Origin of the sequence: Vibrio sp. 1CM24A (assembly GCF_023161725.1) — a bacterium.
GTDB lineage: Bacteria > Pseudomonadota > Gammaproteobacteria > Enterobacterales > Vibrionaceae > Vibrio > Vibrio coralliirubri.
The window spans coordinates 1-15,742 of record NZ_JALNTS010000010.1; the positions used below are offsets into that span (position 1 = coordinate 1).

Sequence of the window (15,742 nt, forward strand, 5' to 3'; positions counted from 1 at the left end):
TAACGCTGAGATACGATGTCGAGCTACTACGGTAGTGAAGTCATTGATGCCATGCTTCCAGGAAAAGCCTCTAAGCTTCAGATTGTAAGGAATCGTACCCCAAACCGACACAGGTGGTCGGGTAGAGAATACCAAGGCGCTTGAGAGAACTCGGGTGAAGGAACTAGGCAAAATGGTACCGTAACTTCGGGAGAAGGTACGCTCTTATCAGTGAAGTCCCTTGCGGATGGAGCAGACGAGAGTCGCAGATACCAGGTGGCTGCAACTGTTTATTAAAAACACAGCACTGTGCAAAATCGTAAGATGACGTATACGGTGTGACGCCTGCCCGGTGCCGGAAGGTTAATTGATGGGGTTAGACTTCGGTCGAAGCTCTTGATCGAAGCCCCGGTAAACGGCGGCCGTAACTATAACGGTCCTAAGGTAGCGAAATTCCTTGTCGGGTAAGTTCCGACCTGCACGAATGGCGTAATGATGGCCACGCTGTCTCCACCCGAGACTCAGTGAAATTGAAATCGCTGTGAAGATGCAGTGTACCCGCGGCTAGACGGAAAGACCCCGTGAACCTTTACTACAGCTTGGCACTGAACATTGAACCTACATGTGTAGGATAGGTGGGAGACTTTGAAACCGCGTCGCTAGATGTGGTGGAGTCGTCCTTGAAATACCACCCTTGTAGTTTTGATGTTCTAACGTTGGTCCCTGAATCGGGATTACGGACAGTGCCTGGTGGGTAGTTTGACTGGGGCGGTCTCCTCCCAAAGAGTAACGGAGGAGCACGAAGGTGGGCTAAACACGGTTGGACATCGTGTGGTTAGTGCAATGGCATAAGCCCGCTTGACTGCGAGAATGACAATTCGAGCAGGTGCGAAAGCAGGTCATAGTGATCCGGTGGTTCTGAATGGAAGGGCCATCGCTCAACGGATAAAAGGTACTCCGGGGATAACAGGCTGATACCGCCCAAGAGTTCATATCGACGGCGGTGTTTGGCACCTCGATGTCGGCTCATCACATCCTGGGGCTGAAGTCGGTCCCAAGGGTATGGCTGTTCGCCATTTAAAGTGGTACGCGAGCTGGGTTTAGAACGTCGTGAGACAGTTCGGTCCCTATCTGCCGTGGGCGTTGGAAAATTGAAAGGGGCTGCTCCTAGTACGAGAGGACCGGAGTGGACGAACCTCTGGTGTTCGGGTTGTCATGCCAATGGCATTGCCCGGTAGCTAAGTTCGGAATCGATAACCGCTGAAAGCATCTAAGCGGGAAGCGAGCCTTGAGATGAGTTTTCCCTGGCGCTATAAGCGTCCTAAAGGGTTGTCGTAGACTACGACGTTGATAGGCAGGGTGTGTAAGTGCTGCGAGGCATTGAGCTAACCTGTACTAATTGCCCGTGAGGCTTAACCATACAACACCCAAGGGGTTTTGTGGACTCAAAGACAGACCTTGAATGAGTTTGAAGAGACTTTTAAATCAGTTTTCCGAATTTTAAAATTTGCTTGGCGACCATAGCATTGTGGACCCACCTGATTCCATGCCGAACTCAGAAGTGAAACACAATAGCGCCGATGGTAGTGTGGGGCTTCCCCATGTGAGAGTAGGACATCGCCAGGCTCCAAATTTATTTTCACTTTTTTGAAAAGTGAAGACAAAAAGTTTGAACACTTGTCAGCGACGACAAGTATTCCACTGCGGAGTGGTAGTTCAGTTGGTTAGAATACCGGCCTGTCACGCCGGGGGTCGCGGGTTCGAGTCCCGTCCACTCCGCCACTTATTCAGAGTTTCAGCTCTTTAAAACTGAAAATAGGGGTGTAGCTCCAATTGGCAGAGCAGCGGATTCCAAATCCGCGTGTTGGGAGTTCGAATCTCTCCACCCCTGCCATATTTAAGGCTCTAGTCGAAAGACTAGAGCCTTTTTGCTTTCTGGATTTTGATAAGTTACAGAAGGTAGCTTGGCATAAACAGCCATTCCGCTTCATCATTCATCAATAGCGACATTTTTCTGTTTTCCCCTTTCCTGTTTTAAAGCGTTAACCCATCTAATTCACTAGCTACTACCAAAAACTTAAATACGATATGCACCTAATCCTAAATGGCGACTAATATAATGAGTAAGCGTCAGTAATTTGGGATTATTATGGGGTTCTTTTTTGCACTGGTAGTATTCTTTTGTTCATTTTCTCTATCAGCAACTTCGTGGGAGAAAGAGAGTTACCCTACTAAAAATTCACCCTCATCAATTGGAAGCTATGCCAATGGCTGTCTAGACGGCGCGCAGGCTTTGCCTATTAATGGTTTGGGGTATCAGATCATTCGCCCTCAAAGAGAGCGCTACTATGGCCATACAGAAGCTATAAAGTTTATTGAGAGGTTGGGAGTCACGACCAGCGAGATACTCAATACTAATTTATTGGTTGGTGATATTTCTCTTCCCAGAGGAGGGCGCTTTTCTTCAGGTCATTCAAGTCATCAAACAGGGTTAGATATTGATATATGGCTAAGGTTAACCAGTAAGAGGTTGTCAGAGAATGAGTTAGCCGTGCCTAAACCTGTGAGCGTCGTGGATCTTACCAACTACAAATTGCGTCAATCGAATTGGACCGATGATCATTTTCAAGTTATTCGTTATGCGGCGAAAGATGAAAAAGTGGTGCGTATTTTTGTTCATCCAGTGATCAAGCAAACTCTTTGTGAACAAGAAAACTCTGACGCTAATGATAGAGCTTGGTTAGGCAAAATAAGACCTTGGTGGGGCCACCACTCCCACTTCCACGTTCGTTTAAAGTGTCCTGAAGGCAGTTCAAACTGCATAGCTCAAGCGAGCCCTCCTAAAGGTGATGGTTGTGGAGATGAACTTGCTAGTTGGGCTCCAAAGACTGTTCCAGTTCCACTTCCTAAAAAAGTAGCGAAAACTAAGAAAAAGAAAAAAGTTAAAGTGATGCCAAGTCAGTGTTTGGCCTTGATATCGAATAAGTAATCCTGTTCATCGAGGATTTTTACAGTGGTACTGCCACTGGTTTTCTCGACTCTAAAACTGGAGAAATATCACACTTTTGTCTAGAGTTTATAAACACGAGATTAAGAACATCGTTTGATATTGATAAAACCAATAACGATATCAGCAAAGGCGATGACGAATTTGACAAGGTTTGGTCAGGGATAGAGTGTTTTTGGGGTGAAAGATGCGGCTTATATGCAGTATACGAAATCAGAGTCTGATACCCGTCGATAGATAATTCAAGGATAAGACTATGACTATGATTTGTGCAAAGGAATTTTCAGAATGGCTAAGACATAGATTCAACGCTGAAAGCTCGGGTATTTCTATTTCGAGAGATGACATTACCCAACTGACAGGCAGACAGCGTTTAGACCCTAGCTTCGTAAATGATGTTCATTACGAATTGATGCAGTATGGAATGGCATTTGTGACCGATACCGGCAGGGAAAACTTTTATCTTGTTCCGATAGCTCAATCAATAAACTGGCGAGAACGACTCGAATATCAATTTGAAAAAGAGCTCTTCTGCAATATTTATCCAATCGAGAAATCAGGATAAAAAAAAGGTTCAACTTATGGTTAAGTTGAACCTTTCTTTTTTAGGTCAAGCCTTGAATGATAACAAACTTCTCGAGTAGCTCGTCATCAGTTTCAATATGGTTTGGGTCAGTGATTATGCATTTTGTAATCGGGCACACTGACTGACATGTTGGCTTTTCATAGTGACCTTTACACTCTGTACATAAATCTGGATCGATCTCGAAGATACTGTCACCCATAGTGATTGCACCATTTGGGCATTCAGGATCACACATATCGCAGTTTATGCACTTGTCAGTAATTAACAGAGCCATTGTTTTCTTCTCAAGTAAGTCGCTTAAGTGAAAATTATTTGCCTGATGCGTTACGTGTATCTTGGCCTTCGCTCAAGTTACGCATCAGTAAGCCGTACTCTAGATCTAGATCTGCTGGTACAGGAATAAATACAAAGTGACCGTTACCTTTCGCATCGTCGACCGCTTCAGATTTACGGTTTTCCATAACTTCCAGTTTGAAAACAACGTTACCTTTCGGTGTCATCATTTCTAAGCTGTCGCCTACTAGAAACTTGTTCTTCACTTCGACTTCCGCTAGGTCGTCACGGCGTTTGCCTGTGAACTCACCAACAAACTGTTGAGTATCAGAGATAGAGTAACCGTACTCGTAGTTTTGGTATGTATCGTGTGTATGGCGACGTAAGAAGCCTTCAGTGTAACCACGGTGAGCTAGGCTCTCTAAGGTACCCATTAGGCTTTCATCGAATGGCTTGCCTGCCACTGCATCGTCAATAGCTTTACGGTAAACCTGAGCAGTACGTGCACAGTAGTAGAAAGACTTAGTACGACCTTCAATTTTGAGAGAGTGAACCCCCATCTTAGTTAGGCGCTCAACGTGTTGGATTGCACGAAGGTCTTTTGAGTTCATGATGTAAGTACCATGCTCATCTTCAAACGCTGCCATTTTCTCTTCTGGCTTGTGTGATTCAGAAAGCAGAACCACTTCGTCTGTTGGTTTACCAAGACCTAGTGTGTTGTCTGGACGTTCATCTTGAACTTCAACTTCTTGAATAGCGACACCAGTTGGATTAGCTTCAACGATCTGACCGTTTTCGTCTTCTTTCGCTGCTTCTGTTTTGTATTCCCAGCGGCAAGCGTTCGTGCAAGTACCTTGGTTTGGATCGCGTTTGTTCATGTAACCAGAAAGCAGGCAACGGCCTGAGTAAGCCATGCAAAGAGCACCGTGAACAAAGATCTCTAGCTCTGTTTCTGGGCAGTGTTCGCGAATCTCTTCGATCTCTTCAAGCGATAGCTCACGAGATAGGATTACACGCTCAACGCCTTGGGTTGACCAGAACTTAACTGTCGCCCAGTTTACTGCGTTTGCTTGAACCGAAAGGTGGATTGGCATTTCAGGGAAGGCTTCACGAACCATCATGATAAGACCAGGATCTGACATGATAAGCGCGTCAGGGCCCATATCTACAACTGGTTTAAGGTCGCGAATGAATGTTTTTAATTTAGAGTTGTGCGGCTGAATGTTACATACAACATATAACTTTTTGCCTTGGGCATGAGCTTCATCGATACCAATTTGTAGGTTTTCGTGATTGAACTCGTTGTTACGAACGCGAAGGCTGTAACGTGGCTGGCCTGCGTATACTGCATCTGCGCCGTAGGCGAATGCGTAACGCATGTTTTTGAGGCTTCCTGCCGGTGATAATAGTTCAGGTACAAATGGTTTTTGTGTAGTCATTGCTTCGTTCTCTAATCTGATCTCAAGTCAGGTTGATACCACCAAGTGATATCAAAGGGGCGCAAATTTTACGCTAAAATGAGTTTGGTTGATAGCCCTAAAGATAGCAATGACATTAACAAGAGGGTAGAGAGACCGATATAAGTGAGAACTTAGTGAGAAATAAGCCCAGATACCGTTAGCACCTGAGCTTATAGTTTGACTGATTAAGCGTTAGGTTGAGTTAACCCGCCTAATGATTCAAATAGGTTTGGAAGGAAAACACTGAACTCACCACAAAGTAGAGAGAAGTCTGCATCAAAACGCGCAGCTTGATCTTCACGAGGAATATCGTCGTTTTCGTCTTTGAGCTCATCACTGAATTTTAGGCGCTTGATGCTGCCATCTTCAGCAAGAATGAATTCAATACGGTCTTGCCAGTTGATAAGAAGTTTCGTCACCATCTTATTGGCTTCGATGTGGTTTTTAATCTCATCAGCTTCTAGTTCTTGTTTCTTAACTCGAACAATACCGCCGTCTTCTTGAATAGATTTTAGTTCTGCTTCATCAAGCATAGTGATGCCTTGAGGCGTATCACCTGATTTCACCCATTCTGTAAGAGTCGTTTCGATCGCTTGCTCTGGAATAGCTGGCACTACGGGCAGGCTACCCATTGTCTTACGTAGCAATGCTAATACATCTTCTGCTTTTTTGTAGCTGCTCGCATCAACCACAATGAAACCTTCTTTTGGCATGATCAGCGCGTAAGTGAAGTTGCTGCGGCTAAATGCACGAGGAAGTAGGTCAATGATGATGTCTTCTTTTAGGCTGTCTTTCTCTTTCTTTTTCAGAGGTGTGCCAGACTCTGCCTCAAGCGTTTCTACTTTTGCGTTCAGTGATTCTTTGATCACAGAAGCGGGTAGCATTTTCTCTTCTTTCTTTGCACAGATAAGAATGCGGTTTTCTGATACGTGCGTCATCATATCGCCATGTCTACCCATTGCGTGCACCCAACCAAACTTCTGTTTGTCTTGGCTACCACAAGGAGTAAAGCGGAATTCTTCAAGTTGTTTCTCTAGCTGATCTGCGTTGAAATCAATATCACGGTTGAAGCGATAGACTAGGCAATTTTTAAACCACATATATTTTTCTCATACCTTTTTAGAAGTGCTTCATGATATGAGATCTAATTCGATTTGTCCCTAGCTCTGTATCAAAAGTTATAAAGTGAAATGTTTGAGACAGTTATATGAAAATTTGTTTTCAAAGGTCACAAAAGTGTCATAATTAACTCAGATAATGCAATGCGTTGATTAAATACAAAGGCTATTCAATTATGTCGAGAAGGATTCTGGTCGTTGAAGATGAAGCACCTATTCGTGAGATGCTGTGTTTCGTGCTTGAACAAAAAGGCTACCAAGCAGTAGAGGCTGAAGATTACGATACAGCGGTAAACAAGCTATGTGAACCTTTCCCAGATCTAGTATTACTAGATTGGATGCTACCTGGTGGTAGCGGGATAAACTTTATCAAGCACATGAAGCGTGAAGAGTTAACTCGCAACATCCCAGTGGTGATGCTAACGGCTCGTGGCGAAGAAGAAGATAAGGTTCGTGGTTTAGAAGTAGGCGCTGATGATTACATCACCAAGCCATTTTCACCAAAAGAGCTTGTCGCTCGCCTGAAAGCGGTTATTCGCCGTGTAACGCCTACCGCACTGGAAGACGTGATTGATGTGCAAGGCCTTAAGTTAGACCCTGTATCTCACCGCGTTACCGCAAGCGAAGGTCCGGTTGATATGGGACCAACAGAGTTCAAAATGTTGCACTTCTTTATGACACACCAAGAGCGTGTGTACAGCCGAGAGCAACTGCTGAATAACGTTTGGGGCACCAACGTTTACGTTGAAGACCGTACCGTTGACGTACATATTCGACGCCTGCGTAAAGCACTTGAATCTGCAGGTCACGACAAGCTAATCCAAACGGTTCGCGGCGCGGGCTACCGTTTTTCTACAAAGGCTTAGTGTGGCTTCGCTACCCAGTTTACGGAGTCCTGAATGGTTGAAAAGTTAACTTGGAAAAAGCTGGCTTGGGAGCTGGCTTTTTTTTACGCACCTTGGGTTTTAGTTGGATGGATATTCGGCTACCTACCTTGGTTACTGCTGGCTGCTACAGTATTGCAGCTCGGCTGGCATCTACATAATCAAATGCGTTTGTCCGCATGGTTGTGGGATGAGAAGCGTCTAACGCCACCATCAGGTTCTGGGAACTGGGAATCTTTGTTCAACGGTATTTATCGTATGCAGCAGAGACAGCGTCGCAAACGTAAAGAGCTGACCAACCTTATTCGCCGTTTCAGAAACGGTGCGGAATCCCTTCCCGATGCCGTTGTGGTATTTCGTGGAGAAGGGAATATCGTTTGGTGTAACAAGCTAGCTCAGTACTTACTTGGGTTTCGCTGGCCAGACGACTCAGGACAACCGATTTCTAACTTGATCCGCACGCCGGACTTCATCAAGTATCTTAATAAACAAGACTTTTCAGAACCGTTAGAAATGCCTTCGCCACTTAACGTAGAGCGCATGCTTGAGCTTCGTATCGTGCCGTATACCGAAGGTGAACACCTAATGGTTGTACGTGATGTTACTCAGCTAAAGCAGCTAGAAGGCATGCGTCGTAACTTCTTTGCTAACGTTTCTCACGAGCTACGTACTCCAATGACCGTACTTCAGGGTTACCTTGAAATGACGGAAGATCCAGACATGGTCGTTGGCCCTATGTGGCCTAAGGCTCATGGTGTGATGACAGAGCAATTGAATCGCATGAACAGTCTGGTCAATCAGCTATTAACACTTTCAAAAATCGAAGCTGCGCCAATGCATGAGCTCGATGAAGTGGTGAACGTTCCGGCGATGCTTGAGGTTCTTGAAAAAGAAGCGGCAAGCCTAAGTGGTGATCGAGAGCATAAGCTTGAGTTTGATATCGATAAGAGCCTACGCGTTCTCGCTGATGAAGATCAGTTGAGAAGTGCGATATCGAATCTGGTTTACAACGCAGTGAAATACACACCACCGGGCGCGACGGTGAAAGTGCGTTGGTACCAGACCAGTCAAGGTGCATGTTTAGATGTGTCAGACACCGGAGACGGTATCGAGCCACAACACTTACATCGACTCACAGAGCGTTTCTATCGTGTAGATAAAGCACGCTCACGTGATACGGGTGGTAGTGGTCTTGGATTGGCGATTGTGAAACATGCGCTTAGTCACCATGACTCACATTTAGAAATTCAAAGTGAGGTGGGGGTCGGCAGTCGATTCCATTTCACATTGCCAAATCGACTGACAGTGTCATGAGTTGTTTGACACACAGGATGCGTTTGTCAGTCATCTCAATATTAGCGTTTGCTTTGGTTAACCCTGTTCATGCCGAACAGAGTGTTAATTCTCTTCCTAATTACTCTAAGGTTCCGGGCATTTCTGGGAGCTTATTATCGGTAGGTTCAGATACCTTAGCGGGAATGACGACGTTATGGATGGAAGAGTTTAAATCTTACTACCCGAACGTTAACGCTCAAGTCCAAGCATCTGGTTCTTCTACTGCGCCTCCTGCATTAACCGAAGGCACAGCTCATCTAGGGCCTATGAGTCGTCCGATGCGCTTGCGAGAAGTAGAGGCATTTGAAAGAGAACATGGTTATAAACCGACAGCACTGCGAGTTGCGATCGATGCGATTGGACTTTTTGTGCACCGTGATAACCCTATTGAGGGGCTCAACTTTCCTCAGATTGATGGCATCTTTTCAGAGACATTACGCTGTGGTGCGACTAAACCGCTCAATGATTGGCAAGATCTAGGCGTCGACCAACCTTGGGCGAAGCATCGATTCCAGTTGTTTGGGCGCAATTCTGTTTCGGGAACCTATGGCTATTTCAAACAAAACGCATTATGTGGTGGTGACTTTAAGAACCGAGTCAATGAGCAGCCAGGTTCTGCATCGGTTGTACAGTCGGTCGCATCATCAATTAGCGGCATAGGTTACTCAGGTATTGGCTATCGTGTCGCTGGCGTTAAGTTAATTCCTATTGCTGAGCATGGCTCTGATTACGTAGAGCCGACTCGAGCGAATATCTTGAGTGGTGATTACCCTCTATCACGCTTTCTTTATGTATACGTGAACAAACACCCAGATAAACCGCTTTCTCCCGTTGAGAGAGAGTTCCTCACTTTTGTGTTCTCAAAGCAAGGACAAGAACTTGTAGAGAAAGATGGCTATTTAGCAATACCGTCTGAGTTCGCAGAGCAAGAGTTGGCAAAAGTCGGGCTCTAATTGAGGCTACGATAAACTTAGATAAGAAACGTATGAACAGCTTGCGATGTCGCAGGCTGTTTTTATTTTGACTGTTCGTTATTTTAGCTTCAACGACCATCCTGCATTTTGCCAACGTTGTTGCTCTTCTCTGAGTTCACAATCAAGCAGTTGGTTTTGGGCCAACCAATCGCTGTTAGATCCTTTCAATTCCCAGTTATCCTGTTGTTCAATCGTTAGAGTTACGTCTGGGGCCAGTGCTTGATTTCGCTGACGGTTGAGTAAGATAGCGAGTCTCAATATACGAACCAGCAGGGTGACTTGTTGCTGAGTAAACAGAGAAAGTTCCGGCAAATCTTGTAGCTTGAGCGCTTTTCTTTGATAGCGAACCAATGTTGATATAAGACGTTGTTGCTCAGTATTAAATCCTGGCATTGTCGTGTGCTTCAGTAGATAAGCCGAATGGCGGTGATAGCCTTGGAATGCAATGCTTTGTCCTACCTCATGAAGTAATGCAGCCCAACCAAGCAACCCATACAGCTCATTAGTGACCGCAGTTGTCACCTGAGGTTGCACTTGTTTCAGCAATGCAAGAGCGAGTACTTTCACTTTCTCGCCATGAGTTACGTCTACATGGTATCGAGAGACGAGCGTTTCGGCAGTTCTTGTTCGAACATCAATATCTTTAAATCGATCCTCCATGTCATAAAGAACGCCTTCTCTCAGGGCACCATCAGAAAAATGTAACTCCTTGATGTCTAGCGTATCCATGGCTGCTGAAAGAATGGTGACGCCAGCAGCAAACACAGGCTTTCTCTCATCACTTAAGCCTGAAAGATTTAAGGTGTTGGATAATGAAAATTCACATAAGTGATTCTTCAAATAAGACAGGCGTTGGGGCGTAATGAGACCGTCGGTGAACCCTAAGCCAATGAGTACCTCTTTTATTGATTTAGCAGTCCCTGATGAGCCAAAAGCGATTTCCCAAGTGGCTTTTGTGTATTCTTCAATCAATGGCATCAATAGACGAGTAGCTGCGGTATAAGCATCTGAGAAGTGTTGTGAAGTTAGCCCTTCGTCAGCAAAGAAACGTTGGGTGAAGTTGACGCATCCCATCGGTAAACTGCGCATAATTAGGGGGGTAAAACCTTGTCCGGCGACGAGTTCGGTACTGCCACCACCGATATCAATAACCAACTTAGATTCAGAAGCGGTTTGAGTGTGTTCTACACCGTTATAGATTATTCGAGCTTCTTCTTGACCGGAAATGATCTCTATTGGAAAAGGAAACAGTGGTTTGGCTTGCTCTAAGAAGTCTTTAGCGTTTTTGGCTTTTCTTAGGGTATGAGTCGCAACAACTCTGACATCATCAAGCTCAAAATCCGCCAGTCGTTCTGCGAACACTTTGAGGCATTCTAGGCCTCGCTCGATAGCGCTTTCAGATAGGAAGTTACGTTCATCCAATCCATCACCTAATCTCACTTTCTGTTTGTGTCTGCTGACTAATTGCAGGTGTTGATCGAATACCCGGGCAACCACCATGTGAAAGCTGTTCGAACCCAAGTCGATAGCGGCAATACATCGAGAATGTTTGTTATCAATTAGCGGCATGATTTCTTCTCTTGTTTGTACTTCTTGCGAGCAAGTTTCTCCATACGTTTAATATAGTGGTAAGTGGAGAGTTGTGACGTCGGGTAATCAAGTGGGTTTGCTGGTGGTTGTATGTAAGGGTTGCTCATCGATTGATTTAGTACTCGAGCTTTGTTGCTGTCATCGAAATGAAACTCGGTGATATCGATAATGGTTTGCTTGATCTTTGGATCTAAAATTGGGGCTGCAACTTCGATGCGGTGATCAAAGTTTCGTGTCATCCAGTCAGCAGAAGATATATAGACTTTCGGCTTTCCAGCATTACCAAATATCATCACTCTAGGGTGTTCGAGGAAACGATCGACCACACTGACTATCTCAATATGATCACTGATGTTGGGTATGCCAGGGACAAGAGAGCACATGCCGCGAATGACCATTCTCACTTTTACATTGGCTTGGCTAGCCTGATAGAGCTTTTCAATGATCTCTCGATCGACCAAGTTGTTGAGTTTTAGAGTGATGCTCGCAGGCTTACCTTCTATCGCATTTTGTATTTCATTATCTATCAACTGATACAGACGTTTTCTTGTATTCTTCGGTGACACAATCAGTTGTTTGAACTGTGACTTTTGATAAGGATTTTCAATATACTTAAAGACTTGCCTCACCTCTTGAGTCAAATCTTCATTCGCAGTGAGCAGAGAAAAATCGGTATAAACGCGCGCTGTCACTTCATGAAAGTTGCCAGTGCCAATATGGGCATAATGCTCTGTATGCTTGCCTTCTTTTCGTTTGATGAGCAGCAGCTTGGAATGGATCTTCAAACTAGGGATGCCATGAATGACTTTTACACCTGCTTCTTGAAGTTTCTTGGTCCATTGAATATTGGCTTGCTCATCAAAGCGGGCCTGCAGCTCGACAACCACAGTGACTTTTTTGCCATTGTGCGCCGCATCGATGATCGAGCTGAGGAGTTTTGAGCCCTCTGCAACACGGTAAACGTTTATTTTGATGGAGGTTACCTTCGGGTCAAAGGAAGCCTGCCTAACAAGTTCAGTGATGTGGCTAAAGGTGTGATAAGGGTAATGCAGTAAGATGTCGCGAGCTTTGATCGCTTCGAAATAGTTTGGGTAATGGCTGAAATGCGCGCACTTAATCGCGGGCAGTGGGCGATTAATTAAATCACGTCGATTAAGGCTTGGAAACTCAGAGAAATGTTTGAAGTTATGATAGCGACCACCAGCGATGACACTGTCATAGTCAGACAGTTTAAGTCTGACTTGTAAGAAGTTGAGCATTTCAGCGGGCATCTCTGACTCATAGATCAGACGGATCGGCAGTGCCGTTAAGCGCTGCTCTAAACCTAAAGACATCGATTCTAATAGGTTATTTTCATTGTCTTCTTGAAGGTCATAATCGGCATCACGTGTCATTTTTATCGCAAAACAACGTAATGAGTCATACTCAAAGAATCCTTTAAGCAAGTCATCCAAACAAAATCGAACTATATTATCTAACAAGATCAAAGTTGTACGCTGCGAACCCGAAGCTTCCGGTAACTTAACAAATCGAGGGAGTGCCTCTGATGGGATCTCGAGTAAGACATATTGAGAAGATGCCTCACGCTCGATGTCGATCGCTAAGTAACTTTGTTCGTCTTTGAGAATATTGAGTAACTGGCTATCTTCGTTCAAGAGAAGCGGCGTTAAGTGTGGCAGCACTTTTTTCTTAAAGTACTTTTTTATCCAGCCACTTTGTTCTTCGCTGATTTGTTGTTCGTTGACCAGAAAAATACGATTGCGTACCAATTCCAATAGCAAGTCGTTATACAGTTCATGGAATTGAGCATCGAGCTTGCTCGCTTTACTCTGCATTTGAGTCAGTAAGGTTTTCGGTGAGTTGGAGGTTAGCTGTGGATCTTGAAGTAAGATCTTTCGCTTCACGTCAGAAAATCGGACTTTGTAAAACTCATCGAGGTTTTTCGAGTAAATACCTAAAAAACGAACTCTTTCGATTAAGGGGACTGACTTATCTGCCGCTTCTTGGAGCACTCTTTCGTTGAAGGATAACCAGCTAAGTTCTTTTGTGACATAGTCTTTTTCCATCGAGATGAGAATCCTTGAGTACTGGCTATAGAGCTGATTACTTTAAATTAGAATGGCAAAACTCACAAAATCTATGATCTTACTTTAAGAAATATGGCTAACAAACTTGTTATTAGTTTCAGTTGTTTAACGTAACTTGTAATATAATTGTCATCTAACGTACATATTATGTCAGTAGCTAAAAAAAGGTAGATAAACAGATGGCTTCAGCCCAATTTTCATTGAAAGATCGCGACAAAAAAAGATGGTTGAAAGATCGTCTCGTCCGTTTTTCGGTGACATGTGGCGCGGTCAGTGTTCTAGCTGCCCTAGTATTGATCTTTGTTTACTTGGCAATGGTCATTTTACCGGTATTTTCAGATACTGGTTTAGAGACAGACCAAGCCGTAAAGACCGTTGCCGTAGAAGAGCCTATCGTCTTATCAGTTGATGAATATGGTCAACATGCATTTACTATCGAAAAATCCGGTTTGGTACAGTTTTGGGATTTAGAGTCTCAAAATACACACTCTTACTTTGAGCGTGATGTTGTAGCCAACCCCATCGCCTTTTCTCGAAACACCCCATCTGAAAACTGGTTTGCCTTTGCCGACAGCGCAAGCAATCTTACTTTTTTCTATCCTGAGTATAGTGCGCCTGTGCTGAAAAAGGGCAGCGAAGCCGAACCTAAAATTGAGCAAATCACTCTCCCTGAACCGTTTTTAAATGATGAATCATCAAATGGGGCGACGATCGACAAATTCGCGTTCTCTAAAAATGGACGTGGGATTACGGTTGCCGCTCAGTTAAGTGACCAACGAGTCTTGGTTAAGTGGTATCAGAGTGATCTTACTGGTCAGTATGTTTTTCAGAAGAGCCAATGGCTATCGGATAAGCTGGGCTTGCAACAGCAACTGCTTGTCACACCTGATGGGCAAACTTTGTACCTTCGAGCACAATCGGATTTGGTTGTTTTGAAACTATCAGATAACGGTTTTGATGTTCGTGAAGTGATTGATCTTAGCTTAAATGATGCGAAGCATTCCGTGAAAAGCATCGATTTACTTTCTGGTGCATACTCGTTGTTGGTTACGCATGAGGACGGACAGGTTTCTCAGTGGTTCGATGTACTCAAAGATGAAAAGCGTAGCCTGACCCATATTCGAGATTTCCAACTAGCTGAACAAGTGCAATTTATTCTTCCTGATACTTATAGAAAGGGGTTTTATAGCTTCTATAAGAACGGCACATTACAAAGCCACTATACGACCAGTGAAAAGCTGTCGTTGTTTGAACGAGCCTTTGATAAATCACCACAATTAGCCGCTATGTCTGCTAATGAACTGCATCTGGCGACGCTGATTGATGGCACCATCAGTGTGGCTAAAGTCGACAATGAATACCCACAGATCTCATTCTCATCGCTTTGGCAAAAGGTCTGGTATGAAAGTTACCCTGAGCCACAATACGTTTGGCAATCAACGTCGGCGAACGATGACTTTGAAGAGAAATTCAGTTTAGTACCTATCACGTTCGGTACTATTAAAGCCGCTCTGTTTGCGATGATGTTTGCCGTGCCGGTTGCTGTGCTCGGAGCTATTTACACCGCTTACTTCATGTCTCCACGCATGCGAAGAGTGGTGAAGCCTTCGATAGAACTGATGGAAGCACTTCCGACCGTGATCATCGGATTCTTGGCCGGGCTTTGGTTTGCTCCAATCGTCGAGACGCATTTAACGGCTGTCTTCTCATTAATGGTGCTATTGCCACTGAGCACACTGTTGACTGGACTTGTTTGGTTCTGTTTACCGAAGATGGTAACGGGTCGCTTCTCTAATGGTTGGCATGCTCTGATATTGATTCCGGTATTGGTGATTACTGTGGTTGCGGTGTTTGCTGGTGGAAACAACATTGAAGCCTTGTTATTTGGTGGTGATATTCGTACCTTCTTGGCCAGCTATGGTATCGACTTTGACCAACGCAATGCGCTAGTGGTTGGTTTTGCTATGGGCTTTGCGGTCATCCCAACGATTTTCACGATTGCTGAAGATGCTATTTTCTCTGTACCTAAACATTTATCTGATGGCTCATTAGCGTTGGGTGCTACGGCGTGGCAGACGCTTATTTATGTGGTGTTATTGACGGCGAGTCCAGGTATCTTTTCTGCGGTTATGATGGGCCTAGGGCGAGCAGTTGGTGAAACCATGATCGTCTTGATGGCGACAGGTAACACTCCAATTCTTGACTGGAATATTTTGGAAGGGATGAGAACGTTATCGGCAACGATTGCTGTTGAGCTACCAGAATCAGAAGTGGGCGGTTCTCATTTCCGCTTGCTGTTCTTGGCTGCACTCTTGCTGTTTATCTTTACATTCGCGGTGAACTCAGTTGCTGAGTGGGTTAGACAAAGACTGAGAGATAAATATCGTGCGCTGTAGTTTTAAAGGTTTGCCTCAATGTGTATCAATGGCTTTTAGTGGTTTTGCTAGCG

The 15,742-nt window shown here is 44.5% G+C and carries 11 protein-coding genes, 2 tRNA genes and 2 rRNA genes; 10 read left to right on the forward strand and 5 right to left on the reverse strand.

The window, feature by feature from the left end:
* From MSG38_RS20095 to MSG38_RS20120, 6 genes are all read left to right on the forward strand, one after another.
* Positions 1 to 1,399: ribosomal RNA gene (locus tag MSG38_RS20095) — 23S ribosomal RNA — on the forward strand; the annotation flags it as partial.
* Between the two features lie 90 nt (positions 1,400 to 1,489).
* Positions 1,490 to 1,605 (forward strand): 5S ribosomal RNA (gene rrf, locus MSG38_RS20100).
* 79 nt (positions 1,606 to 1,684) lie between these two features.
* Positions 1,685 to 1,761 (forward strand) — tRNA-Asp (locus MSG38_RS20105).
* 35 nt (positions 1,762 to 1,796) lie between these two features.
* A tRNA-Trp gene (locus MSG38_RS20110) sits at positions 1,797 to 1,873 on the forward strand.
* Between the two features lie 255 nt (positions 1,874 to 2,128).
* Positions 2,129 to 2,968 carry a penicillin-insensitive murein endopeptidase gene (gene mepA / locus MSG38_RS20115; RefSeq protein ID WP_248402468.1) on the forward strand — a complete coding sequence of 280 codons (840 nt, stop codon included), beginning with the start codon at positions 2,129 to 2,131 and terminating at the stop codon, positions 2,966 to 2,968.
* Positions 2,969 to 3,242: 274 nt separating this feature from the next.
* Positions 3,243 to 3,551: a hypothetical protein gene (locus tag MSG38_RS20120; RefSeq protein WP_048615188.1), complete on the forward strand. Its 309-nt coding sequence runs from the start codon at positions 3,243 to 3,245 to the stop codon at positions 3,549 to 3,551.
* Positions 3,552 to 3,591: 40 nt separating this feature from the next.
* Here the strand turns inward: MSG38_RS20120 and MSG38_RS20125 are convergent, their stop codons facing one another.
* The 3 genes from MSG38_RS20125 to rdgC form a co-directional block, all read right to left on the reverse strand.
* Positions 3,592 to 3,846 carry a YfhL family 4Fe-4S dicluster ferredoxin gene (locus MSG38_RS20125; protein WP_004735061.1) on the reverse strand — a complete coding sequence of 85 codons (255 nt, stop codon included), beginning with the start codon at positions 3,844 to 3,846 and terminating at the stop codon, positions 3,592 to 3,594.
* Positions 3,847 to 3,880: 34 nt separating this feature from the next.
* Positions 3,881 to 5,284: a tRNA 5-hydroxyuridine modification protein YegQ gene (yegQ, locus tag MSG38_RS20130; protein ID WP_248402469.1), complete on the reverse strand. Its 1,404-nt coding sequence runs from the start codon at positions 5,282 to 5,284 to the stop codon at positions 3,881 to 3,883.
* A gap of 206 nt (positions 5,285 to 5,490) precedes the next feature.
* Entirely contained in the window at positions 5,491 to 6,405 is a 915-nt protein-coding gene (gene rdgC / locus MSG38_RS20135; protein ID WP_017062534.1) for a recombination-associated protein RdgC, read from the reverse strand.
* 194 nt (positions 6,406 to 6,599) lie between these two features.
* Between rdgC and phoB the strand changes: the two genes are divergently transcribed.
* From phoB to MSG38_RS20150, 3 genes are read left to right on the forward strand one after another with little or no spacing between them, the layout of a single operon-like run.
* Entirely contained in the window at positions 6,600 to 7,289 is a 690-nt protein-coding gene (phoB, locus tag MSG38_RS20140; protein WP_004735064.1) for a phosphate regulon transcriptional regulator PhoB, read from the forward strand.
* 33 nt (positions 7,290 to 7,322) lie between these two features.
* Complete coding sequence (gene phoR, locus MSG38_RS20145; protein ID WP_019823041.1) at positions 7,323 to 8,621, forward strand: phosphate regulon sensor histidine kinase PhoR; 1,299 nt, start codon at positions 7,323 to 7,325, stop codon at positions 8,619 to 8,621.
* The gene (locus tag MSG38_RS20150; protein ID WP_248402470.1) at positions 8,618 to 9,595 is read left to right on the forward strand and encodes a phosphate ABC transporter substrate-binding protein; all 978 of its coding nucleotides are present in this window, start codon (positions 8,618 to 8,620) and stop codon (positions 9,593 to 9,595) included. Before phoR ends, MSG38_RS20150 begins: the two co-directional genes overlap by 4 nt.
* A 78-nt stretch (positions 9,596 to 9,673) precedes the next feature.
* Here the strand turns inward: MSG38_RS20150 and ppx are convergent, their stop codons facing one another.
* Both ppx and ppk1 read right to left on the reverse strand, forming a co-directional pair.
* Positions 9,674 to 11,185: an exopolyphosphatase gene (gene ppx, locus MSG38_RS20155; RefSeq protein WP_248402471.1), complete on the reverse strand. Its 1,512-nt coding sequence runs from the start codon at positions 11,183 to 11,185 to the stop codon at positions 9,674 to 9,676.
* A complete protein-coding gene (gene ppk1 / locus MSG38_RS20160; protein WP_248402472.1) occupies positions 11,176 to 13,272 on the reverse strand; it encodes a polyphosphate kinase 1 in 2,097 nt (698 codons plus the stop codon). Before ppk1 ends, ppx begins: the two co-directional genes overlap by 10 nt.
* Before the next feature lie 200 nt (positions 13,273 to 13,472).
* On the opposite strand from ppk1, the gene MSG38_RS20165 reads away from it, so the two are divergent.
* A complete protein-coding gene (locus MSG38_RS20165; protein ID WP_248402473.1) occupies positions 13,473 to 15,689 on the forward strand; it encodes an ABC transporter permease subunit in 2,217 nt (738 codons plus the stop codon).
* Positions 15,690 to 15,742 lie beyond the last annotated feature (53 nt).